The following is a 7700-nucleotide window of genomic DNA, read 5'->3' on the forward strand; positions in this document are numbered from 1 at the left end:
CCCTTCTTCACGTTGACGGGCTTGCCCGTGGCGGCCGCGGCCAGCAGCAGGTCGGTCTGGCGGCAGAGGAAGGCGGGGATTTGCAGTACGTCAACCGCCTGGGCCACCTCGGCGCACTGGGCCGCGTAGTGGACGTCGGTGAGGGTCGGAAGGCCCGTGACCTCCCCGATCTCGGCGAACACCGGCAGCGCCGCCTCAAGCCCCAGGCCGCGGGCGGCGTTGGCGGAGGTGCGGTTCGCCTTGTCGAAGGATGTCTTGTAGATCAGCCCGACATCCAGCCGGTCCGCGATCTCGCGAAGCGCGTGGGCCATCTCCAAGGCGTGGGCGCGGCTCTCCATCTGGCAGGGACCGGCGATGACGCTCAGCCGCTCGCCGTTGCCGATACGAACCTGGCGGCGGTCGGCGCGGCCGGCGACGACCATCGCGTTTGGCATGGAAAAAGCAGGCAAGGTGGCCTCCGCGACGGCTTCATTGCTCACGGGCTAACTGCGCCTTGGCTCCATCGCAGACAAGCCTGCCCATCGAGCCTAGTGCTGTCAAAAAACCTGTATGGAAAAATCCATCTTAACAATCCGACCATCGTCGGAAGCCTCAAATAGCTCCAACGTATCTGCCCCAGCATATCCTGGAGTGGCCATGTAGAAGGCCGCCAAGCCGGGATAGGTACGATTATTACAGATGTAGTGCGGATCACTGTAAGGATATGGCCCCGGAACAGCCTTGACATGCTCGATGGTCACTTGGCCGTGTGCAGGTGGTCTTACTACCCGTAGATCGGCTTGAGCCTCCTTGTTAGGCGAGCAGTCGAGAAGGACACCATCCCTGGTGAAGACTAGGCGAACACGTTTCCCACTGAAGGTGGCCTTTGGGATTTGGACGACTCGGATTGCGGGGTCGACGGTTGGTGCCGGCGCAGGTGGTGGAGCAGCGGCATTGTCTCCGGGCGCAGCCATAGATGGTGACCAAGCGAGCAAGGTCACCAACGTTACACACGCCAGCAGCTTTGTAGGCACTGCGACCGACACGTATTTCTCCTGGAAACTGAAGCTCACATATTCGTAAAGGCGCTAAACACGCTTTAGCAAGCTCAGTCCTTCGGGTAGGCCAACTCCAATGATTTCAGCTAGAAGCGTCGTCGACGCGATTGGCAAGACGCCCCTAATCCGCCTCACTCGGGCAAGCGAGGAGACCGGCTGCGAGATCTGGGGCAAGGCCGAGTTCATGAACCCCGGCCAATCGGTGAAGGACCGCGCCGCGCTTCAGATCGTCCGCCAGGCCGAGGCCGACGGACGCCTGCGCCCCGGCGGCCTGATCGTCGAGGGCACCGCGGGCAACACCGGGATCGGGCTGGCCATGGTCGGCTCGGCGCTGGGCTACCGAACGCTGATCGTCATACCCCGCACCCAGTCGGAGGAGAAGAAGGCCGCACTCCGGCTGCTGGGCGCGGAGCTGGTCGAGGTGGATCAGGTCCCCTACGCCAATCCGGGCAACTATGTGCGCGTCTCCGGCCGCCTGGCCGAGGAGCGCGCCGCCAGCGAGCCGAACGGCGCGATCTGGGCCAACCAGTTCGACAACCTCGCCAACCGCCAAGCCCACTACCTGACGACCGGCCCAGAAATTCTGGAGCAGACAGGGGGCGCGTTGGATGGCTTCATCTGCGCCATCGGTTCGGGAGGCACCCTGGCCGGGGTGGCCCGGGCGCTGCGGGAGCGGCGGGGCCGCGCCGTGTCCATCGGACTGGCCGACCCGAGGGGTTCGGCCATGTTCAGCTACTATTGCGGCGGCGAGCTGAAGTCGGAGGGCTCGTCGATCACCGAGGGGATCGGCCAGGGCCGCATGACGGCCAACCTTGAGGGACTGACCATCGACCACGCCTTCCAGATACCCGACGCGGAGGCCGTGGAGCATGTCTTCCATCTGGTCGAGCACGAGGGGCTGTGCCTGGGCGGCTCGTCGGGGATCAACATCGCCGGCGCCGTGAGGCTGGCCCGGGCGCTGAGACCCGGCAAGACCATCGTCACCATCCTTTGCGACTACGGTGCGCGCTATCAGAGCAAGCTGTTCAACCCGGCCTTTCTGGCCGCGCACCAGCTGCCGGTCCCGGCCTGGCTCCAGGGCGCGCAATGACCGACCCGCTGATCAGCGTGGAGGCGCTGCAGGCCGCGCTAGGCCGACCAGACCTGAAGCTGGTGGACGCCACCTGGTTCATGCCGGACGCGGGGCGCGACGCCCGCGCCGAGTATCTGGCCGCCCACCTGCCGGGCGCCGTCTTGTTCGACATCGACGCCATCGCCGACGCCACCAGCCCGCTGCCGCACATGATGCCCTCTCCGGAGCGCTTCGGGGAGGCGATGCACCAGCTCGGGATCAGCGAGCGAGACCACGTGGCGGTCTACGACCGTCGACCCACGCCCTCGGCGCCTCGCGTCTGGTGGAGCCTGCGCGCCATGGGCCACGACGCGGTCCAGGTGCTCGACGGTGGGCTGGAGGCCTGGACGGCGGCCGGCGGTCGCCTCGACCGGGGCGAGGTCTCGCCATCCGCCGCGACCTACACGGCCCGCCTGCGGCCGGACCTGGTGTGCGACTTCGACCGGACGCTGGCGTCGCTCCGCACCGGCGACGCCCAGGTGGTGGACGCCCGGCCGGCGGCCCGCTTCCGCGGCGAGGCGGCGGAGCCCCGCGCAGGCCTGCGAAGCGGCCACGCTCCGGGAGCCCTCAGCCTGCCGTCTTCCACGCTCTATGCCGCGGACGGCCGCCTGTTGGACGAGGACGGCCTGCGGGCCGCCTTCGGAGGCGCAGGCGTCGATATCGGTCGTCCCGTCATCGCGAGCTGCGGTTCCGGCATCACTGCCGGCGTGGTGGCGCTCGGCCTGGCGCGGCTCGGCCGGTCGGATGCGGCGGTCTATGATGGCTCGTGGGCGGAATGGGGCGGCCGGGACGATGCGCCCGTCGTCACCGGCCCATGACCAGCCCTGACAAGCCCGACGCTGGCAAGCCCGACGCTGGCAAGCCGAACGCTGACAAGCAGACCTGGGCCTCAGCCACCCGCCTGGTCCATGCCGGCGACAGCGAGGAGGCACGCGCCGGCTTTGCGGCCCGCGGCGTCAACCCGCCCGTCCAGCGCGCCTCCACCGTCGTGCTGCCCGACGCCGCGAGCCTCTACGGCAACGACCATCCGACCTACGGCCGGGCGGGCCTGGGCGTCCAGGCGAGCCTGGAGGCGGCGCTGTGCGAGCTGGAGGGCGCGGTCGCCGCCAAGCTGTTCTCCTCCGGCGCAGCGGCGATCACCGCGGCCCTGATGACCGTGCTGTCGGCGGGCGACGAGGTGCTGGTCAGCGCCGGCGCCTACGCCCCCACCCGGCGGTTCTGCGACGGCATGCTGGCCCGCTTCGGCGTCCGCACCCGCTACTTCGCGCCGAGCGCCGCGGCCGGCGAGGTGCTCGCCATGATCGGCGGCCAGACCCGCGCCGTCTTCCTGGAGAGCCCGGCCTCCCTGACCTTTGAGCTGCAGGACGTGCCCGCCATAGCCTCCGGTGCACGGGCGCGAGGGGTGCTCACCCTGATCGACAACACCTGGGGGGCGGGCCTGCTGTTCAGGCCGCTGGACCACGGGGTCGACCTCTCCGTCCAGGCCCTGACCAAGTACGTCTCGGGCGGGTCGGACGTGTTCATGGGCTCGGTGGCCGTGCGCGATCCGAGCCTGGGCGAGCGGCTGCTGCAGACGGTGTGGGACACCGGCTGGGCGGTGTCTCCCGACGACTGCTACACGGTGCTGCGGAGCCTTCGCACCCTGACGCTGCGGCTGGCGCGGCACGGCGCCTCGGCCCTGCGGGTGGCGCAGTGGCTGGCGTCTCAGCCAGAGGTGGCGCGGATGCTCTGCCCCGCCCTGCCCGGCTCGCCCGACCATGCGCTATGGAAACGTGACTTCAGCGGGACCAATGGGCTGTTCGGGCTGGTGCTCAAGGCCGGGCCGGCGCACGCCGCCGACGCCTTCCTCGACGCGCTTCAGGTGTTCAAGCTCGGCTTCTCCTGGGGCGGGTTCGAGAGCCTGGCGGTCAGCAGCGATCCCCAGGTGAGAAACCTGGGCCGGGGCTGGCGCGCGGACGGCGCCTTGATGCGGCTGCATGTGGGGCTGGAGGCGCCGGAAGACCTGATCGCCGACCTTCGCCGGGGGCTCGACGCCTTCGCCGCCGCGTGCGATCAGGCTTGACCATGCTCGCCCTCCTCGCCGCCGCAGCCCTGACCGCCACAGGTCCGGCCGCCGCGCCGCCGAGAGGGCCGCCGCCCGGCCCCGAGCTGTGGCGCGGCGCGCGGGCGGGGATGACGCAGGAGCAGGTCCACGCCCTCTTCCCCATGGCCCGCCAGGCGCCCGCCAACCTGATCACCCGGCCGCCGGTGGCCAACGCGGTGGTCGGCGGCTCGGCGATCTGGGCGGTGGACGAGGAGGTGTTCGGCCGGCCCGCCTACGCCACCTACTATTTCGGGCCGAGCGGCCTCCTGGAGGTGGTGGTCAACGTCAAGGGTCTTCGGCTGCGCCACACGCGGGACAATTTCGAGATCGCCCGCGGCATTCGCGCAGGTCTGCTCCAATACTATGGCCGGCCTACCGTGTGCGAGGATACGGCCAAGCGCGGGCTCGACCGCCTGGACTGCCGCTGGGTGACGCCTTCGGTGCAGGTGGGCCTGTCCTATGTGGACTACGGCGGCCTGAGTCCGAACCTGGACGTGGCTGTCCGGGCCCCGGCGGGCAGGCTGCACGAGACCGGTCCCGTGTTCGGCAGGCATGGCGCCACCTGATCTCCAAAGCGGGCAGGAGTCCGTCATGGCGGCGTCACAGGTCCGGACCTAGACTGCGAGTGTCCAGGGGCTGAGTCGTCGCACGGTGAAGCCGTAGACGTGCTGAACCTTTATAAAGCTCGGCCGTATCCTCCCGTGGAGGTTTGCCATGACCGCTCACAAGCCGCCTGCCTTCGGCCGGCCTCTCCTATGGAACGCCTGGCGCATGGTGCGTCGCCTGGTCCGACAGGTGGAGCGGCGGATGCGCTACAAGCGCCTCGGCTGGGTCTAGCCGCCCTTCAGGGTTCTCCCGGCCTGTCCAATCCGTGGCCATGGCCGAAGGGCTCGGCCTGCTCGGTCAGGACTCACTCGACGGTCATGGCCGCGAGCTCGAGGCCGTTGGGGTCGGTGAAGTGGAACCGGCGGCCGCCGGGAAAGGCGAAGATCGGCTTTGTGACGACGCCGCCGGCGTGCTCGACGGCCACCTGGACGGCTTTCAGGTCGTCGACCTGGATCACGGCGAGGGGAGCCTGCGTCGCCTCGCCCGCATCGGCCTGGAGCCCCAGGTCGACGTCCCCGGTCATCGTGCAGGCATAGGTCGGACCGAAACCGCTCAGCTCCCAACCGAAGGCCGCCGTGTAGAACGCCTTCGCCGCGCCGAGATCGCGGGCCGGCAGTTCGACGAAATTGATGCGGGCCATCTCAAGACCTCCTGGTCTGCTTGCGGGGACGTACGCCTGGCGCCGCCAAGTTACTCGTGCTCCTGACGATCCACGTCCTCAGCGGCTCGGATGTCGACAGCATGGCTTCAGGCACGACGACGTAGGACTTGCTTGGCGGCTGGTCGGGCTCGTACTGCAGCGGCTTGGCCCCCGCCATCGCCAGCAGCGCCGCACGATCGTCGCCGACGAGTTTCAGGGCCAGCCCCATGTCGGACAGCGAAGCGAACACCTTGCCCGCGGCATAGCCCATGATGCCGCCGAACATGGGGCGGAACGCCAGCTCCAGGTCGGGCGGCGCCGCTGTCTCGAGGATGATCTGCAAGGCCTTGGGATCGTGCGCCATGAAGTCTCCGTCATCGCCCGCAGCCTGGATTGCCGACGTCCTGTTTCACCGTCGGCGTATGGGCGGACCCTACATCGAGACGCCGTCTTCTCGAACAACCTTTCCTCATCGAACGCATCGGGCGGACGCCGGAACGGCGGTCTCGGTCAGGACGTACGACGTGGCGCCGATCGGACTATGCGAAGCGCCAGAGCATCGCGGCGAGGCCGAACGCGAAGACGCCGGCGGAGGCGCTCAGGACGGTCCAGGTCCGCAGGCCCTGGGCCACGTCCAGGCCCGTCAGGCGCGTGACGATCCAGAAGCCCGCATCATTGACGTGCGAGCCGAACATGCCGCCGGCGCCCAAGGCGACGCAGACCAGGGCGGCGCGGTCGGGGCCCAGGTGCGCCTGTGCCACCGCCGGTGCGACGATCCCGGCGGCGGCGATGATCGCCACGGCCGTGGGGCCCTGGGCCACGCGCAGGAGCAGGGCCAGGAGGAAGGCGAGCGCCAGGATCGGCAGGCCCGTGGAGACCAGCGCGTCGGACACCGCGCCCCCGACGCCCGAGGCGACCAGCACCTTAGCGAAGCCCCCTCCGGCGCCTGTGATCAGGATGACGATCGCAACGGCCGGCAGGGCCGATCCGACCACATCGCCCACGGCCTTCAAGGGCCAGCCGCGCCGCACCCCCAGCACCCACGAGCAGAGCAGCACGTCGAGCAGCAGCGCCACGAAGGGCGAGCCGAGCAGCGCGAGCGCTGGGCGCACCCAACCGCGCGCAGGCATCATCATGGTGGCGATCGAGCCCACAAGGATGAGCCCGATCGGCAGCAGGATGAGGCTCACGATGGTCGCCGCCGAAGGCGGTTCGCCAAGCGCAGGCTTCGCAGTGTCCCCGCCGGGCTCGTCGTGCTCAGGGCTTGGCGCCTGGGCCGGCTGCATGCCGCGGGTCAGCACCATGGCCAGGCCCGCGCTGAACGCCGCGGTCACAAGCACGACCGGGGCGGCCCACAGGATCAGGCGGCCGAGGTCCACGTGAAGCAGGCTCGCGGCCGCGACGGCGCCCGGATGGGGCGGCAGCAGCGCGTGCACGACCAGAAGTACGATGCAGAGCGGCAGGGCCAGACCCGGCAGCGGCCGGCCGGTCCTGCGGGCCGTTCCCGCCGCCAGCGGCATCAGCATGACCACGCCTACCTCGAAGAAGACGGGGATGCCCACGAGGAGGCCCGCCACCGCGAGCCCCACGGCCGCCCGTGACGCGCCAAACCTTCGCACCAGCTCGCTGGCCAGCTGGTCGGCGCCGCCCGACACCTCCACCAGACGCCCGATCATGGCGCCCAGGGCGATGATCAGCGCCACATGGCCGAGCGTGGAGCCCACTCCGGTCTCGATCAGCGCCGGCAGCTTGTCTGGGGCGATCCCGGCCGCCGCGCCGACACCCAGGCTGACCATCAGCAGAGCGAGGAACGGCTGCAGCTTGAAGCGGAGGATCAGGACGAGCAGCGACGCGACGCCGACCGCGCCGATGAGAAGCGAGATCTGGGCCGGGGAAACGCTCATGCCCTCCTCGCTAGCAGGTCCACGCGATGCCCAGCACAGGGTTCACCGCTCCGCTGCTCTATCTCTGCAAGCCGCCCGAACCAAACGGATCACGCCGCTGTTGTGCGAAAGCGAAGAGGACGCTCAGATGATCCGCTCCTTCCTGATCGGACTCGCGGCCGGGCCCAGATCGATGACGCCACTGGCGGTTGTCAGCCGAGCCGCCCGGCGCGGCGCCCTTCCGGCAGACAACGGAGCGGCGGCTTGGCTCGCCCACCCGGCCGTCGCCATCGGATCAAAGCTGATGGCCGCGGGCGAACTGTGGGGCGACAAGCTGCAG

At 69.5% G+C, this 7700-nt stretch carries 8 protein-coding genes and 2 pseudogenes; 6 read left to right on the forward strand and 4 right to left on the reverse strand.

What is annotated here, in order from left to right:
* Positions 1-434, reverse strand: a pseudogene (locus HUV06_RS13145) (3-deoxy-8-phosphooctulonate synthase); the annotation flags it as partial.
* 679 nt (positions 435-1113) lie between these two features.
* Here HUV06_RS13145 and HUV06_RS13150 point away from each other — a divergent pair.
* From HUV06_RS13150 to HUV06_RS16485, 5 genes are all read left to right on the forward strand, one after another.
* Positions 1114-2127 (forward strand): cysteine synthase A, encoded by a 1014-nt coding sequence (locus HUV06_RS13150; RefSeq protein ID WP_174301713.1) that lies wholly within the window; start codon positions 1114-1116, stop codon positions 2125-2127.
* Entirely contained in the window at positions 2124-2966 is an 843-nt protein-coding gene (gene sseA, locus HUV06_RS13155; RefSeq protein ID WP_174301714.1) for a 3-mercaptopyruvate sulfurtransferase, read from the forward strand. Before HUV06_RS13150 ends, sseA begins: the two co-directional genes overlap by 4 nt.
* A complete protein-coding gene (metC, locus tag HUV06_RS13160) occupies positions 2963-4210 on the forward strand; it encodes a cystathionine beta-lyase (protein WP_174301715.1) in 1248 nt (415 codons plus the stop codon). Before sseA ends, metC begins: the two co-directional genes overlap by 4 nt.
* Positions 4211-4212: 2 nt before the next feature.
* A complete protein-coding gene (locus HUV06_RS13165) occupies positions 4213-4797 on the forward strand; it encodes a hypothetical protein (RefSeq protein WP_174301716.1) in 585 nt (194 codons plus the stop codon).
* 148 nt (positions 4798-4945) lie between these two features.
* A complete protein-coding gene (locus HUV06_RS16485) occupies positions 4946-5068 on the forward strand; it encodes a hypothetical protein (RefSeq protein WP_256430073.1) in 123 nt (40 codons plus the stop codon).
* A gap of 73 nt (positions 5069-5141) precedes the next feature.
* Here HUV06_RS16485 and HUV06_RS13170 read toward each other — a convergent pair whose 3' ends face one another.
* The 3 genes from HUV06_RS13170 to HUV06_RS13180 form a co-directional block, all read right to left on the reverse strand.
* The gene (locus HUV06_RS13170) at positions 5142-5477 is read right to left on the reverse strand and encodes a VOC family protein (protein WP_174301717.1); all 336 of its coding nucleotides are present in this window, start codon (positions 5475-5477) and stop codon (positions 5142-5144) included.
* A gap of 1 nt (position 5478) precedes the next feature.
* Positions 5479-5841: a TfoX/Sxy family protein gene (locus tag HUV06_RS13175; protein ID WP_174301718.1), complete on the reverse strand. Its 363-nt coding sequence runs from the start codon at positions 5839-5841 to the stop codon at positions 5479-5481.
* A 175-nt stretch (positions 5842-6016) separates the two neighbouring features.
* The gene (locus HUV06_RS13180; protein ID WP_174301719.1) at positions 6017-7381 is read right to left on the reverse strand and encodes a gluconate:H+ symporter; all 1365 of its coding nucleotides are present in this window, start codon (positions 7379-7381) and stop codon (positions 6017-6019) included.
* A 127-nt stretch (positions 7382-7508) separates the two neighbouring features.
* Between HUV06_RS13180 and HUV06_RS13185 the strand changes: the two are divergent.
* Positions 7509-7700, forward strand: a pseudogene (locus HUV06_RS13185) (DUF4126 domain-containing protein); the annotation flags it as partial.

Origin of the sequence: Caulobacter sp. S45 (genome assembly GCF_903642205.1) — a bacterium.
In the GTDB taxonomy this organism is placed as follows: Bacteria; Pseudomonadota; Alphaproteobacteria; order Caulobacterales; family Caulobacteraceae; genus CAHJWH01.